Origin of the sequence: Algibacter lectus, from assembly GCF_004368925.1 — a bacterium.
Lineage (GTDB): Bacteria > Bacteroidota > Bacteroidia > Flavobacteriales > Flavobacteriaceae > Algibacter > Algibacter lectus.
In genome coordinates this window covers 292,399-308,061 of sequence record NZ_SORL01000010.1, presented here as the reverse complement: position 1 = coordinate 308,061, position 15,663 = coordinate 292,399, and the positions used below count along the sequence as shown (strand labels likewise).

Here is a 15,663-nt window from a genome sequence, read left to right as displayed (position 1 = left end):
GTAAAAGTGATATTTAATTTAAGTAAATAATTTGGTAGAGTAGAAGCTTAATCTAAAAACCGATTTTTTAATTCAGGAGTTGGTATCATACAAGATTCTTTTTTGCCATACCATTTGTATCTGTTTTTTGCTATAAAATCGTAAACCCAATTTCTAATAAAAGTAGGGACTATAAAAAATATAGCCATTAAATTTACAGGAAAACCAAGAGAAGTCGCTACTTTTAGGGCTGCGGTAGATTTGTAATTAATCCCTTTTTCTGGTGTATAAAGTAAAATAGAATCTATTTTGGCTGTGTCAATTTTATACTGGTTAAGTATTTGTTTTCCAGTGTCACTCTGTAGTGCGCTAAACAAGAATTGTTCTTTTTTATCGCGTTTTATTACATACTGTACACTACTGTTGCAAAGGTTGCAAACCCCATCAAATAGTATCAGTTTTTTCTGCTTAGGGACTCCGAAATTCATAATGCAAAAATACCATTTTTAATGGCTTTCAAAGCAATTAAAACCGCTTAAATGCAACGTTTATTTTATTCCCAATTATTAGCCCAATCTTTCCAAACTACTTCCAATCCTTTCGATTTTAGCATGCTAGCCACGGCTTCTGTAGAACGCTCATCCGAAATTTCAAACTGCTCTAAAGATTCTGGAGCCACGGCATAACCGCCAGGGTTGGTTTTAGATTCGGCACTTATGGAGGTTACGCCAAGATTTACAATATTATTTCTAAATACTTCACTCTCGCGTGTCGACATGGATAACTCCACATCTTCGTCTAATAATCGAAAAGCGCAAATAAGCTGTACTAAATCGGGATCGGTCATTTCTACCTTAGGATCTAAACCGCCAGAATGGGGGCGAAGTCTCGGGAAAGAAATGGAGTATTTTGTTTTCCAGTACGTTTTTTGTAAATATTTTAAATGTAAGGCTGTAAAAAAACTATCGGCACGCCAATCTTCTAAACCAAATAAAGCTCCTAATCCAATTTTATGAATTCCTGCTTTACCTAAGCGATCGGGCGTTTCTAATCTATAATTGAAGTTAGATTTTTTCCCTTTTGGGTGATGTTTTTTATATTCATCTCGATGATATGTTTCTTGATAAACTAAAACAGCAAATAGTCCGTTGTCTATCAATTCTTCATAGTCTTTTTGGTCTAAAGGCTGTACTTCAATGGTAATATTCGAAAAATGTGAACGGATGAGTTGAAGCGCATTTTTTATATACTCGACACCAACCGTTTTATTCGCTTCGCCAGTAACCAGTAAAATATGGTCGTAGCCTTTAGATTTTATATAAGCAACTTCTTTTAAAATTTCGGCATCGGTTAGCGTTCTACGCGGAATTTTATTTGTCATGCTAAAGCCACAATAAGTACAAATGTTTTGACATTCGTTACTTAAATACATAGGCGAATACATTTGTATGGTATTCCCGAAGCGTTTTTTAGTTAATGCTCTACTAAGCTGTGCCATATCTTCTAAATAGGGCTTTGCAGCAGGAGAAATTAGGGCTTTAAAATCTTCTAAATTGCGTTTAGAATTACTTAAAGCACGCAGTACATCGCTTTCTGTTTTAGAAAAAATGCTTTGTAGGGTATCATCCCAATTATATGTATTAAAAGTGTTTGTAAAGCTGCTCATGGATTTATTAATTCAAAAAACTGGTTAACGGACTACTAGCTTCAGCTTTTTTATGGACAATAGGTGCTAATTTTGCTTGATGCGCTATGCGTCCAGCTTCAACGGCTAGTTTAAAAGCGATGGCCATTGCAGTTGGATTTTGTGAAACGGCAATAGCGGTATTCACCAACACGGCATCGGCTCCTAATTCCATAGCATAAGCAGCATGTGATGGTGCGCCAATTCCTGCATCTACAATGACTGGGACGTTACTTTGATCGATTATAATTTCTAGAAAATCTTGAGTTTTTAAACCTTTATTACTGCCAATTGGAGCGCCTAAAGGCATCACGCATTGCGTACCTACTTCTTCTAAACGTTTGCATAATACTGGGTCGGCATGGATATAGGGCATTACTACAAAACCTAATTTTACTAACGCTTCGGCTGCTTTTAGAGTTTCAATGGGATCTGGTAATAAGTATTTTGGATCCGGATGAATTTCTAATTTAATCCAATTGGTTTCTAAAGCTTCGCGCGATAATTGTGCTGCAAAAACAGCTTCTTTAGCATTGCGAACACCCGATGTATTTGGTAATAAATTAATTCTTGGATGATTTAAATGCGACAAAATATCGTCGTCTTTATCTTGAACATCGACGCGTTTTAGAGCGACAGTGATTAACTCACTTTCCGAAGCCAATAAAGCGGATTTCATTAATGCCGAGGAACTAAATTTTCCGGTGCCTGTAAACAGTCTAGAGGAAAAAGTTTTATCTGCTATTTGTAATTTATCATTCATAATAAAAGTAACTTTTATTAAAGGGTTGAGCTTTTTTTAATTTTTGGGTTCTTCAGGTTTCCAAAGTTGTTCTGGTGCTGTTCCTCCGTTTATTAGTGCTTTAAATTTTGTTATTTTATTGAAGTCGCGGGTAATTTCACCTGAAACTGCAATGCCAAAAACACCAGTAATCATAAGGTCTAACACATCATTTAAGGTGATGCCACCAATAGCAATAATTGGTGTTTTGGTGTTTAAAGCCGTAATAATTTCAGCATAGCCTTTTTCTCCTAAAACAGGACTTAAATTATCTTTTGTTTCGGTAAAACGAAAAGGGCCTAAACCAATATAATCTACTTTTTTATCGATAAGTGTTTGGCAATCTTTTAGCGTATTTGCGGTGCCTCCAATAATTTGCCAAGAAGCCAATGCTTTTCTAGCTACGGTTGGGCAAGTATCTTTTTTACCTAAATGTACACCGTCGGCTTTAACTTCTACAGCCACTTTATAATGGTCGTTAATAATTAAACGCGTTTGGAAATGATTGGTGATTTCTCTTGCCTTTTTTGCGGTTTCTAAAATGGTTTTAGGATTGGATTTTTTCAAGCGTAACTGTACCAACTCGGCTCCTGCAGCGCAGGCACTGTGAATATTATTTAAATGGTCTTGCGGTGTGGTACCTTGCGATATGTAATGTAATGTCGTTTTCATATTATTTTTTTGAATGAAAGCCTAATAATGAGGTATTAGATCTTAAAAATTTTTCGGTGTATTGTTTCCCTTTTAAACAGGCTTTCAATATAGGGAACTCCAAGGCTAAATAGCTTGTTATTGCTGATGATAATACACAGCCGCTACCATGTTTTTCAGTACAATTTTTAGACCTAGTATTCAATATAAAATGTTTTTTGTTTTTAAGATGAAGCGCGTCTTGTCCTAGTTTTTCGGGATGATGACCACCTTTTAAAAATAGATTGGTTTTAGATTGAATATGTGCAATAGTTTCGCTGATATCTTTCTCTGGATATAATTGTTGAATTTCGTTGTAATTAGGCGTGAGTAGATAGATTTTAGATAATATTATATCTAGTTTTTCTGAATGATCACTATGGAAATCAAAATTAGAACTCGATTTTAAAATAGGATCTAATATGATTTTTATTTCAGGTTTTAAGCTTTGTAATTTATTGATGATAATTTCTAAAGTATCCCAGTTTTCTACAATGCCAATTTTAACAAAGTTGATTTCAAAACGATTAAAAAGAACGTCTATTTGATTTAAAATAATTGAAGCCGGTATCCAGTGGCAAGAGATAAATTCCTGATCATCTTGTACTGTATTTGCCGTGCAAACAGATAAACCATAACATTTTAAGGCCTCGAATGTTTTAACATCGGCTGTTAATCCGGCACCGTTAGTGGGATCGAAACCTGCAATGGTTAATGTGTTTGGTCTGTTTTTCAAAGTTTGATGCTGCTATGTGCTGTTTGTAATTCTATAAAGCTTTTTACAGGGTTTTCGGCGTTCCAAACACCACCTAAAACGCCAACGCCTTTAAAACCGAGTTTGAAAGTTTCTAATAAGGTATCGATGTTGATACCACCCATGCCAACAATAAATTTGTCAATATGATTAACGTCGAATCCACGACCTTCGTAACCTGCTTTTGAAATGGATGAAAACACCGGACTTAATAAATGATAATCGAATTCGAATTCGCAGTCGATAAGGTCTTGAATTTCATGAAAAGATGAGCTAATGGTTTTTCCATACATGCTTAAGTTTTTAAAATATTGCCCAGGATTATCAATGTGGTCTTTCCGTTTTTGTTCTTGAAAATGAATGCCTTTTAATGGGTATGTATTAACAAGCTCATGAAAATAATGAACCACAATGCGGTTATGATATTGCGCCTCTATTTGATTTAAATAAGCACAATGCTGGTCGTAATTTTTTTCAGGTTTTCTAAAATGATAGTATTGTAAACCTTCTTGAAATAACTGATTAAGTATTTCAATTTCGTTTGGAATATCGTTTTCTGGTGAAATTAAGACTATCATTTTTTATGGTTGTGTTTTGTAACTTCTAATGCCGTAGCGCTATGCCGTGACACTGAGTTAGGGATTGCAGTGGAAATCCTTTTGCTTTTTTGCAAAAGATTGTAACGGAAAGCCCGACCGTGCTTTTGCGAAAAAGCACGGGAACTCCCAAATTATTTGTTAAAGATACACTTCGGATCCTTTTTCTTTAAATTCTTTCGATTTTTCTTCGAAACCTTTTGCAATAACCTCGTTGTTTACAATGTCGTTTTCGGCGGCAAAATCTCTAACTTCTTGAGAAATTTTCATGGAGCAGAATTTTGGACCACACATAGAACAGAAATGCGCAATTTTAGCACCTTCGGCAGGTAGGGTTTCATCGTGATATTCGCGAGCGCGTTCGGGGTCTAAACCAAGGTTAAATTGATCTTCCCAACGGAACTCGAAACGTGCCATACTTAGGGCGTTATCACGATGTTGAGAACCTGGATGACCTTTGGCTAAATCCGCAGCATGGGCGGCTAATTTATAGGTAACCACACCCACACGAACGTCTTCTTTATTAGGTAAACCAAGGTGTTCTTTTGGCGTTACGTAGCAAAGCATGGCACAACCGTACCAACCAATCATGGCGGCACCGATGCCCGATGTAATGTGGTCGTAACCTGGTGCGATGTCTGTGGTTAAAGGGCCTAAGGTGTAAAAAGGAGCCTCGTCGCAAAGTTCAATTTGCTTTTCCATATTTTCCTTAATCATGTGCATTGGTACGTGACCAGGACCTTCTATAAAACACTGTACTTCGTGCTTACGGGCTATTTGTGTAAGTTCGCCAAGGGTTTCTAATTCGGCAAATTGTGCCTCGTCGTTAGCATCGGCAACTGAGCCAGGACGCAGACCATCACCAAGTGAAAAGGCAACATCGTACTGTTTTAAAATTTCGCAAATATCTTCGAAATGGGTGTATAAAAAACTTTCTTTATGATGTGCTAAACACCATTTTGCCATAATAGAGCCACCACGAGATACAATGCCAGTAACACGTTTTGCCGTCATGGGTACGTAACGCAATAAAACGCCAGCGTGAATGGTGAAATAATCTACACCTTGTTCGGCTTGTTCGATTAGGGTGTCACGGAAAATTTCCCAAGTTAAATTTTCGGCAACGCCATTTACTTTTTCTAAAGCTTGGTAAATTGGCACGGTACCTACTGGAACTGGTGAGTTACGGATAATCCATTCTCGAGTTTCGTGAATGTTCTCACCCGTAGAAAGGTCCATAATATTATCTGCTCCCCAACGGCATGCCCAAACAGCTTTTTCTACTTCTTCTTCAATGGAAGATGTTACGGCAGAATTACCAATATTGGCATTGATTTTCACCAAGAAATTACGTCCTAAAATCATAGGTTCGGCTTCGGGATGGTTAATGTTTGAAGGGATTACGGCGCGACCTTTGGCTACTTCTGAGCGTACAAATTCTGGTGTGATTTTATCGGGAATAGAAGCGCCGAAGTGTTCGCCTTTGTGTTGTTTTCTAATCTCCGTCATCTGGTCGATACGTTGGTTTTCACGAATCGCGATGTATTCCATTTCTGGAGTAATAATACCTTTTTTAGCGTAATGTAATTGGGTTACGTTTTGTCCGCTTTTGGCGCGCATTGGCTTTTTTTGAAGCGAAAAGCGCATGTGGTCTAAACTTTTATCGTTTAAACGTTGGTTGCAATACTCTGATGAAAAAGCTTCGAGCTGCTCCACATCGCCACGCTCTTTAATCCAGCTTTCACGAATACGTTCGATACCGGCGTGGATGTCTATTTTTTTGTTTGGATCGGTATATGGCCCCGAGGTATCGTAAACAGTTACAGGCTCGTTTGGCGTTTTCTTTTTGGTCATCGAATCGGTGGTGTCGCTCAAAGAAATTTCGCGCATGGCCACTTTAATTTGTGGATGAATTTTGCCTTCTACATATATTTTTTTAGAATTAGGAAAAGGATTTCTAGTAATTCCGTCTTGTTTTGGAGCGGTATCTTTTTGCTTCATGGCTTGTGGTTTTTTTCGCTGTAACTGTTAGTATATTATGGTTAAATTTTTGTTTGATTATTTGTTTTTGGAGTAGGGGTTAACCGCCTTGTGTGGCTGTAATAATTAAAACACTGTCGCCCTCTGTTAGGGTATGTGTTGACCAAAGTAGTTTTGTGATAATATCTTGGTTTACGGCTAGCGCAATGCCTTGAGGAGAAATATCTAGCATTTCTAGAACCTGGTCTAGCGTGCTATTGACTTTAAATTTGTGATTTTGGTTGTTTACTTTTATGTTTATCATACAAAAACGGTTTTGAGACTAAAAAAAATAGTCAAACAATTTTGTAAACAATAAAAGATTTTGGAATTTGAAAAAAGGGCAGTGGTTACACTGTTAACTTTTCCCTCCGTTGGTGTTAACCAAATCAGGTTCTAAGGATATTTCTCAAACTAATTAACTTAATAATTAATTACTCCTAAAGTTTACTATCGCAAATATATATAAAACTATGAAAGATTAGACTACAAAAAATGAGATTGTTTTTTTTCATTTTTTAAATGATGAATTATACTTGTAAATGTATCATCATTATTTGTTTTAAAAATCTTTTTTAGATGAAGTCCATCTTCATCTATATATTTAATAGAAATATTATGTGATGTGTCTAAAAATGATTTTGAATTAAAGGAAAAGGATTTGATTGTTTTAGAATGTGTTAAAAATGATTTTACATCATTTTTAGATAAATTTCTTTGATATCGAATTTCGAGAGCGTTGTTTACTATTGAGAAATTTTGAATATAAAGATCCGCTTTGAAATAATGTACAATGAAAAATACAGTAAGCATTATTAAAAAAAGGATACCAAAGAAAACCATATCATTACTTTTACCAATGTAAAAAAAAGAGTAACACAGCGTTATTAATAATGGTTGTAAAAATTTATCCTTTAAGATATACGTCTTCATCTTTTTTAGGAAAAGTATCACTTCTTAATATGCTCCACCAATTCCAACTGGTCGATACTGACGTTAGTAGTAAAGATGCCATAATTTACAACCGCTTTATTTTTTTCTATTTTATCTACAGTTCCAACAGCACGACCATCTTCCATGCGTACGCGATCGCCAAGCCTAATTATAGCTTTTGGTTTAGGTGCTTCAATAGCTTTTTTCTTTTCCTCTTTTTTCTTCTCGCGAATAACTTCAACTTTCTTTTCTACTTCTTTTTTAACTTGAATTTCTTTCGCCTTAACTTTCTTTTTCTCTTTTACAGTAACACGTTTGCGTTTAGAATTTTCAATTTGAACTACTTTAAACAATTCGCCCATCATTTCTTTTTTCTGCTTGTTGTTAAAGAATTTTTCGGCAATATCGTTTACTTTTTGTCCTAAGTAAATAAGGCGTTGGTTGCTATCGTAAAGTTCTTGATAGCTTTCTAGTTTCTTTTGTATTTTGGTGTTTATTTCTTCTAGTTTATCGGCTTCTTCTCCTTTTTTCTTTTCGTTTTCTTTTAGAGATTGCCCGGTTTTTTCGAGTTTAGAACGTTCTTTTTGAAGTTTTGCAATGGTAGCATCAAAACGGACTTTACTACGTTCAATTTTCTTTTTGGCACGGTTTATTAAACTATAAGGTATACCGTTTTTTTGAGCGACCTCAAAAGTAAAACTACTTCCGGCCTGACCGATAACGAGTTTAAAAAGAGGTTCGAGTGTACGCTCGTCAAACAACATATTGGCATTTAACATGTGTGGCATTTCGTTTGCTAGAATTTTCAGGTTAGAATAATGTGTAGTAATAATCCCGAAGGCTTCACGATGGTAAAATTCTTCTAAAAATGTTTCCGCTAAAGCGCCACCAAGTTCTGGGTCACTTCCTGTTCCGAATTCATCTATTAAAAAAAGCGTGTTTTTGTTACACTTCTTCAAGAAATAATTCATTTGTTTTAAACGGTAACTATAGGTGCTTAAATGGTTTTCTATAGATTGATTATCTCCAATATCACTTAAAATCCTATCGAATAAAGTTACGGTACTTCTTTCGTGCACCGGAATAAGCATACCACTTTGTAGCATAACTTGCAGTAAACCTACTGTTTTTAACGTAATACTTTTTCCGCCGGCATTGGGGCCAGAAATAACAATGATGCGACTGTCTTTTTTTAGTTTTATACTTTGCGGAAATGTTTTTTCTTCCTTTGCTAAATTATTTAAATAGAGTAGTGGGTGGTAGGCGTCTCGTAAATTCATGCTGCCATCTTCGGTGAATTCCGGAAGTATCGCATTCATGGAATTTGCGTATTTCGCTTTCGCGGAAATAACATCGATATCGATTAGAAAAGATTGGTAATCTTCTAAAAGTGTTAAAAAAGGACGAATAAAATTAGTGACATCTTTTAAAATACGAATAACCTCTTCGTGCTCTTCATATTCTAAATTATTAAGCTCTCTAGAATATTGTAATGTAGTTTCTGGTTCTATATATACAATGCTTCCGGTTTTACTGCCACCCATTATGGCACCTTTAACCTTACGGCGATACATCGCTTTTACGGCAAGTACACGTTTATTATCTACTACCGATTCGCGAATATCATCTAGATACTCTAATCCATGATAGGTATTCAATGCGGAACTAAAACTGGCATTAATTTTTCCTTTTATTCTGTTTATGGCTTGTCTTAAATCGAATAAGGTATTTGATGCATTATCCTTTATATCTCCAAAGCGATCTACAATAGCATCTACTTTTTCAATAAGGACTTTGGTAACTTCTATATGAGATGCAAATGCATTTAGGTTTGGATAGTATTCATGAAACTTCTTTAAAAATACTACTATAGCATTTACAGAAATAGACATGGATACAATTTTCTTTAAACCATGTACCTCTAAATAGGTGTTTTCTATACGTAAAAGCTTTAGTTCGTTTATAATAGTATCGAAACCATGATTTGGTATACGGTTATCATTATGAAAAGAAGATAAGAATTCGTTTGTAAGCAGTAAAGCGCTTTGAAGATCTTCTTTTGTTTTAAAAGGAGTAATATCTAATGCTTTTTGATTGCCTAATGGTGTAACGCAAAGCTCGCTTACTTGTTGTAAAACCGTTTGAAATTCTAAATCTTGTAATGTTTTTTCGTGAATGTGTATCATTCGAAGTTTAATGGGGTGTTTTAAGTCGTAAAATGAGTGCTAATTTACATATTCTAATTGATAATTGTGAGTTACTATATAGGTATATAAAATTAATAGGTTAAAGTGCTTTTTGAGTAAGTATATTCTTGTTAAATTTTGTAAATTAGCTTGAGTAGATTCGTTTTTTATAAAAAATAGATGAAAATACTTATAATATGACCCTTTTTTGCTTTTTGCGTTTTTGTTGATTATCAGGGCTTTTAGCGAGTAAAGGTGCATTTCATCGATAAAAAAGAGCTGTCAAACGACATAAAAATGCATTTCATCGATAAAATGTATCTTTTCATAGTTTAATTGTTGTATTTTTGTTTAAAGTTTAGAAGCATTGTTTGCTGTTTCACGCTTAAAATTTAATTATTATGAAAAAATTTACTTTAGAATTACTTTTCTTTTTGTTTTTGATGGGAAGTGCTTTTGCGCAACAAGAAAAAGGTATCATAGGTGTTAATAATTGGTTAGATAATTGGACTGAGTTTAAACCAAACCAAACCGACTATAGAGAGCCAAACAAAATATTAACAGGTAACATTAATGAAAACACGACTTTAAGTAAGAGAGATACTTATCTTCTTGTAGGTAGTGTTTTTGTAACCAACAATGCAACATTGACTATTGAACCCGGTACTGTTATTATTGGTGATTATGCTTCTAAGGCGTCACTTACCATTACTAAAGGAGCTGTTCTTATGGCAGATGGTTTAGAAACAGACCCAATAGTTTTTACTTCTAATAGAAGTGTGAAACGCGCTGGGGATTGGGGAGGTATTACTATACTAGGTGATGCGCCAAGCAATAAGTTCGGTAATGGTTCTGTAGCAACTTTTTATTCGGATTTAAACCAAAGCGATTATGCTTATACAAACTTTGGAGGCAATGATGCAGAAAGTTGTTCTGGTGTTTTAAGATATGTTCGTATTGAATATGCTGGTAAACGTGTTAAAGGTGCTGGATATTTAAACGGACTTTTATTAGCAGGAGTAGGTAGCCAAACGGTATTTGATAATATTATGTTAAGTTATTCTGGTGGAGATGCTATTGAAGTATGGGGTGGTAATGTTACTTTAGATAAAATAGTATCATTCAGAACAAGTAGTAATGATTTTAAATTTAATTACGGCGCGCAATGCAAACTTACTAATTCTTTAGCTGTAAGATCTCCATATATTTCTAGTAGTGAGGGGTCTAGATGTTTTCAAGTTTTAGGTTTCGATGAGATTTCTGAGGTAGATTTTTCTAAACCAGGAACATCGGTAACTGCTCAAAACATTACTATGCTTAATGATAGTGAAAATTTAGAAGGCGATATTCAACAAGGATTAGTTAATGAGGCTGTATATATAGGAGAGAGCGCTTCTTTAAATATGGAGAAAGGTGTTATTTCTGGTTTTAATCCAGCTGTTATTTTACAAGATAAGATCAATATTAATCAAGAAAATTTAGATAAAATTAAATTCACAAACATGTATTTCAACAATTGTAACGGAAACATTTTTGTTGAACACAATTCTAATAACGAAGATTTAGAAAACTGGTACGGAAACTCAGCTTTTTATAATGTTTATTCTAAAAGTCATAATGCAGAAACATTTATTGACATAAGAAACGAGCGTAGACCAGATTACCGTTTACAGATTAATAAAATTATAGCATCTCACGATGTTGGTACTGACTAATTGGTTTATAGCTCAATAAAAATAAGCTTTGTATTTATAAGGTGTCTTTATGTCGGGCTAAAACTGTTTTCTTAACTAACTGAAGTTAAGTGTGATATGAAATTATATAAAAATATTAACAAGTAATATAGAATGAAAAGATTAAGTGTTTTTGCTTTTTTTGTTTTGAGCTTTACTAGTATGGTAAGTGCTCAAATTGTTATAAGTAAGCCAAATCTTGGTTTTTCTCAAGCTTGTGCAGGGCCTTCGTTCAATACGTATTATGCTACGTTTTCTTTTTCTCCAGAAGCAAATTTAGAAGCGACGAATCAATTTATTATAGAACTTTCTGATGAGAATGGTGATTTTACTAATTCCACAGATATTTATATTTCAGATGCAGGTAGTGTAATCAAAACTCCAGCAACACTAGAGTTTTCTATTCCAACAACAACGACAGGCGAAAATTTTAAAATTAAAATCAGAAGTACAGCTCCTGTAGCTTCAAGTTCGGCATCCAATGGATTTCCTGCTTATTATAAAATTCAAGACACACCTTTTTCTATAAATAATTTAATTGATACAGGTTCTTATTGTACCGGCGGAAGTTATTTATTAACTATAGATAATCCCGGTGGTCTACTGAACGATTCTCCTTTACAATACCCATCACTTAGTTTTAATTGGTATCTAGAAACTAGCCCAACAACATCTGTTTTTGTTGCTTCGGGAAGCACTTTAGCTGTTGATACTCCAGGCATTTATTTTGTAGAAACTAATTATGGTACCTGTACTTCAAATTCATTTTCAAATAGAGTAACTGTTAGCGAAATAGTCTCTAACAATTCAACATTTGCTATAAATTCAAGCTTAGATATTCCATATTGTGCTACCGAAGGTCCAACCACTTTAAGTGCTATAAATGGTAATGCATACCAATGGTATTTAAACGGTACAGAAATCGAAGGGGCAACTAGCCAAATGTATACTACTAATACGGAAGGAATGTATTCTGTGAGTGTAGATCTTGGAAGTTGTTCTAGTAGTGCATCAATAGAAATAGTAAATACAGATTTTACAGCAAGTATAGATGTACCAGAATTTAATAGTCTTGAAGTGGAAGAAACTTTAGTTGTTACGGCAAGTACAACAGCTGTGGATCCTGAATTTAAGTGGTACTTAAATGAAACGCTTATAGCTAGCGCAAATACTGATATTTATGAAGCTACACAATCTGGTAATTATAAAGTTGAGGTAACTCAAACTTCGGGCTGTGTTTCAACTAAAACTTTTTTGTTTGATGTAGATAAGGCCATCGATTTATTTCCAGATGTAGCATTAATTCCAAATATTGTTAGTCCTAATAATGATGGAGAGAATGACACTTGGGTTATACCACAAGATTATGTGAGTGGCACAAATGCCGAAGTAGTAATATTTAGTACGCAAGGTAAAGTTGTTTTTAAGAGTGATGATTATCAAAATAATTGGCCAGTAGATCAATTAGACTTTACAAATATCAGTCCTGTTTATTATTACATCATTACAACGTCTACTGGTGAAAAGCAAAAGGGATCAATAACGATCATAAAATAGTGAAAAAGAGCATACTACATATCGTCCTGTTTTTTAGTTTAATTACTCAGCTCCATTCTCAAGAGAATGGTGTTGTTGCGTTTACGCTGCCTGTTAGAAACTCTTTGAAGTTTAACAAATATGCATTAAACCCAACCTTCAGTTTTGTAAGAGAACAAAACAAATACATAAGTATTACTAATAAAAAACAATGGGCTCAGTTCGAAAATGCACCAGAAAATTATTTAGTAAGTTATTCTGGACGATTTAGCGAAAATACCGGAGTTGGTATTGGTTTATTTCAACAGAGTAATGGTGTGTATACTAATTTTGGTGGTATTTTAAACTTTGCATACAACGCCGTTTTCGATAGGGATAGTAATTTAACTTTTGGTACCAACGTTGCATTTTATCAAAGTGGCATAGACCAAGGTAAAATAGTTTCAAATTTCCCAGATTCAGCATTAAATAATACCGAAAAAAGCTCTGTAGTTACCATAAATCCAGGAATAAACTACGGCACCATGTTTTTCGATTTTGGTGTTTCTGTAAACAATTTGGTATCATATAACTTAAACACTTCCGAGCTCATCGAAGAAAATCCAGAACAAAGTATACAAGGTCATATTATGTATACAGGCTTTTTACAAGGCAGTGGTTTTTTCGATAGTAGTAAATTTTCAGGTTTAGTAAGATCGGAATTTAAAAAAGATCAAACTGTAATTTCAGGAGTTATGATGCTTACTGTTCCAAAAGGTATATGGGGACAAGCTGGTTATAACACGCTTTATGGGGCTTCGGCTGGTATAGGTTTAAATATTAGTAAGCAAATAGCAGTAGAATATAATTACGAGCAATCTATGGGCGAATTATCTGAATTTGGAAATTCTCATGAAATTACTTTGGCCTATAAATTCAATAAAAAATATAGATATAATTATAGTGATGATGAGGAAGATGGTTCAATTTTTTCTTCATCTAATAAAAAAAGAAAGTCTGTTAATAAAAGAAAAGCAAGTGCAGCAACTTCGGAAAGTGATAAAGAAAGATTTAGAGCTAATAGAGTTGCTAGTGAAAAAGTAAAGACTGAAAGAAAAGCACAATTTGAGGCAGAGGCCAAAGCTAAAGAGGAAGCAAAGCAGTTAGCTGAAGCGCCAAGCGAAACGGAGGAAGTAGCCGATATAGAAGAGAAGCAAGCAGAAGTTGAAGAAGTTACTGAAGAAGTTGAAGTTGATGCAAATGCAGAAGAATTGGCTAAAGCACAGCAAGAAGCCGATGCAAAAGCAAAAGCAGAAGAGTTAGCAAAAGCACAACAAGCAGCCGATGCAAAAGCAAAAGCAGAAGAATTGGCTAGAGCGCAACAAGCAGCCGATGCAAAAGCTAGAGCAGAAGAGTTAGCAAAAGCACAACAAGCAGCCGATGCGAAAGCTAAAGCAGAAGAGTTAGCAAAAGCACAACAAGCAGCCGATGCGAAAGCTAGAGCAGAAGAGTTAGCAAAAGCACAACAAGCAGCCGATGCGAAAGCTAGAGCAGAAGAGTTAGCAAAAGCACAACAAGCAGCCGATGCGAAAGCTAAAGCAGAAGAGTTAGCAAAAGCACAACAAGCAGCCGATGCGAAAGCTAGAGCAGAAGAGATAGCAAAAGCACAACAAGCAGCCGATGCGAAAGCTAGAGCAGAAGAGATAGCAAAAGCACAACAAGCAGCCGATGCAAAAGCAAAAGCAGAAGAGTTAGCAAAAGCACAACAAGCGGCCGATGCAAAAGCTAGAGCAGAAGAATTAGCAAAAGCAGACGCAGTAGCTAAAAATCAAATAGAAAATTCATCGAGAGCAGAAGAAATCGTTGAAGCTATAGGGAATGCCCCAATGGATGTAGCTACGCAATCAATGATTGATTTAACAAAATTAACCGATGAGTCTAAAATTATTCAAGAAGATTTACTAAGCCGATTAAATGAAAAAATGGCTAGTAAACAAAAGGATTTAGATGAATTAAAACAAGAAAATGATTTAAGAGATCAAGGTATTGTTAGTGCGCCTAAGCCATTTAAAAGTGTAACTGCAGAAAACGCTGCTTTAGAAGCCTTGAAGGCCGATGTTGAAAATGTTATAACCAACAGAGACGAAAAAATTAAGGAAATTGAAAAATTATATAACGAAAGACGTAAAAAAGTAAAAAGTAAGCAAGATCCAGTTAATGTTATTTATTTAGATGCTATTGAGCTTTTATATAAAGAACAACAAGAAGCAAAACGTGCTCAAGAGCGTTTGGTGTCGACATTAGAGGATATTAAAATTGCTACAGATATTGAGAGAAAACGCCGTATTAAAAAAGCGAATTATGATAACGAAGATGATCGATATAATAAGGATAGAGCTGCTTTAAATTATATTAAGGAATCTACAGCTGTAAGTGCAGAACCATTAACCGAAAGCGATTTCGATTTTGGAGATGTTCAAAGTAATATTCAAATTGTGAAAAATGTTGCTAAAGCGGAAAGTGGATATTATATGGTAATTGCAGTACATGCAGATGAAGCTCAAAGAGATGCCTTTTTAACTAAAGCAGTTGCAGCAGGACAATCTAATATTGATTTCTTTTATGATGTTACAAGCAGTAAATATTTTATTTATTCTCAAAAATTCGATTATATCGAAACGGCATCAAGAGCATTAAAGAATAAAAATAACGCTCCATATAACAGTAAAATGTCAATGGTGAGAATTGAAAACTAATGAAGAAGTATACTATACAGCTTCATTAGTTATCTAA

Annotated in this window: 13 protein-coding genes and 1 riboswitch; of the genes, 3 read left to right on the top strand and 10 right to left on the bottom strand. The window is 34.7% G+C overall.

Translation table 11 applies throughout. The features are described from left to right. Positions 1-47 precede the first annotated feature (47 nt). The 10 genes from DFQ06_RS15105 to DFQ06_RS15060 all read right to left on the bottom strand — a co-directional run bounded on the left by DFQ06_RS15105 (position 48) and on the right by DFQ06_RS15060 (position 9,622). Positions 48-467, bottom strand: a complete 420-nt coding sequence (locus DFQ06_RS15105) for a thiol-disulfide oxidoreductase DCC family protein (protein WP_133968604.1) — start codon at positions 465-467, stop codon at positions 48-50. Positions 468-532: 65 nt separating this feature from the next. After that, positions 533-1,645, bottom strand: a complete 1,113-nt coding sequence (gene thiH, locus DFQ06_RS15100; RefSeq protein ID WP_042504938.1) for a 2-iminoacetate synthase ThiH — start codon at positions 1,643-1,645, stop codon at positions 533-535. A gap of 7 nt (positions 1,646-1,652) precedes the next feature. Further along, positions 1,653-2,426 (bottom strand): thiazole synthase, encoded by a 774-nt coding sequence (locus DFQ06_RS15095; protein WP_133968602.1) that lies wholly within the window; start codon positions 2,424-2,426, stop codon positions 1,653-1,655. A gap of 36 nt (positions 2,427-2,462) precedes the next feature. Then, entirely contained in the window at positions 2,463-3,116 is a 654-nt protein-coding gene (gene thiE / locus DFQ06_RS15090) for a thiamine phosphate synthase (RefSeq protein WP_133968600.1), read from the bottom strand. Between the two features lies 1 nt (position 3,117). Further along, positions 3,118-3,870, bottom strand: coding sequence for a hydroxymethylpyrimidine/phosphomethylpyrimidine kinase (locus DFQ06_RS15085; RefSeq protein WP_133968598.1), 753 nt, complete (start codon positions 3,868-3,870; stop codon positions 3,118-3,120). Beyond that, a complete protein-coding gene (locus DFQ06_RS15080; protein ID WP_133968596.1) occupies positions 3,867-4,466 on the bottom strand; it encodes a thiamine phosphate synthase in 600 nt (199 codons plus the stop codon). Before DFQ06_RS15080 ends, DFQ06_RS15085 begins: the two co-directional genes overlap by 4 nt. Before the next feature lie 159 nt (positions 4,467-4,625). Continuing rightward, entirely contained in the window at positions 4,626-6,485 is a 1,860-nt protein-coding gene (gene thiC / locus DFQ06_RS15075; protein ID WP_133968594.1) for a phosphomethylpyrimidine synthase ThiC, read from the bottom strand. A 79-nt stretch (positions 6,486-6,564) separates the two neighbouring features. Further along, positions 6,565-6,768: a sulfur carrier protein ThiS gene (gene thiS, locus DFQ06_RS15070; RefSeq protein WP_042504945.1), complete on the bottom strand. Its 204-nt coding sequence runs from the start codon at positions 6,766-6,768 to the stop codon at positions 6,565-6,567. 84 nt (positions 6,769-6,852) lie between these two features. Then, a riboswitch (TPP riboswitch) is annotated at positions 6,853-6,955 on the bottom strand. Positions 6,956-6,989: 34 nt separating this feature from the next. Next, positions 6,990-7,436: a hypothetical protein gene (locus DFQ06_RS19485; protein ID WP_133968592.1), complete on the bottom strand. Its 447-nt coding sequence runs from the start codon at positions 7,434-7,436 to the stop codon at positions 6,990-6,992. A gap of 17 nt (positions 7,437-7,453) precedes the next feature. Continuing rightward, positions 7,454-9,622, bottom strand: a complete 2,169-nt coding sequence (locus tag DFQ06_RS15060) for an endonuclease MutS2 (protein WP_133968590.1) — start codon at positions 9,620-9,622, stop codon at positions 7,454-7,456. Positions 9,623-10,023: 401 nt separating this feature from the next. On the opposite strand from DFQ06_RS15060, the gene DFQ06_RS15055 reads away from it, so the two are divergent. The 3 genes from DFQ06_RS15055 to DFQ06_RS15045 all read left to right on the top strand — a co-directional run bounded on the left by DFQ06_RS15055 (position 10,024) and on the right by DFQ06_RS15045 (position 15,626). Next, positions 10,024-11,337, top strand: a complete 1,314-nt coding sequence (locus tag DFQ06_RS15055; protein ID WP_042504951.1) for a hypothetical protein — start codon at positions 10,024-10,026, stop codon at positions 11,335-11,337. A gap of 132 nt (positions 11,338-11,469) precedes the next feature. Next, the gene (locus tag DFQ06_RS15050; protein ID WP_133968588.1) at positions 11,470-12,912 is read left to right on the top strand and encodes a T9SS type B sorting domain-containing protein; all 1,443 of its coding nucleotides are present in this window, start codon (positions 11,470-11,472) and stop codon (positions 12,910-12,912) included. Further along, positions 12,912-15,626 (top strand): PorP/SprF family type IX secretion system membrane protein, encoded by a 2,715-nt coding sequence (locus DFQ06_RS15045; RefSeq protein WP_133968586.1) that lies wholly within the window; start codon positions 12,912-12,914, stop codon positions 15,624-15,626. Before DFQ06_RS15050 ends, DFQ06_RS15045 begins: the two co-directional genes overlap by 1 nt. Positions 15,627-15,663 lie beyond the last annotated feature (37 nt).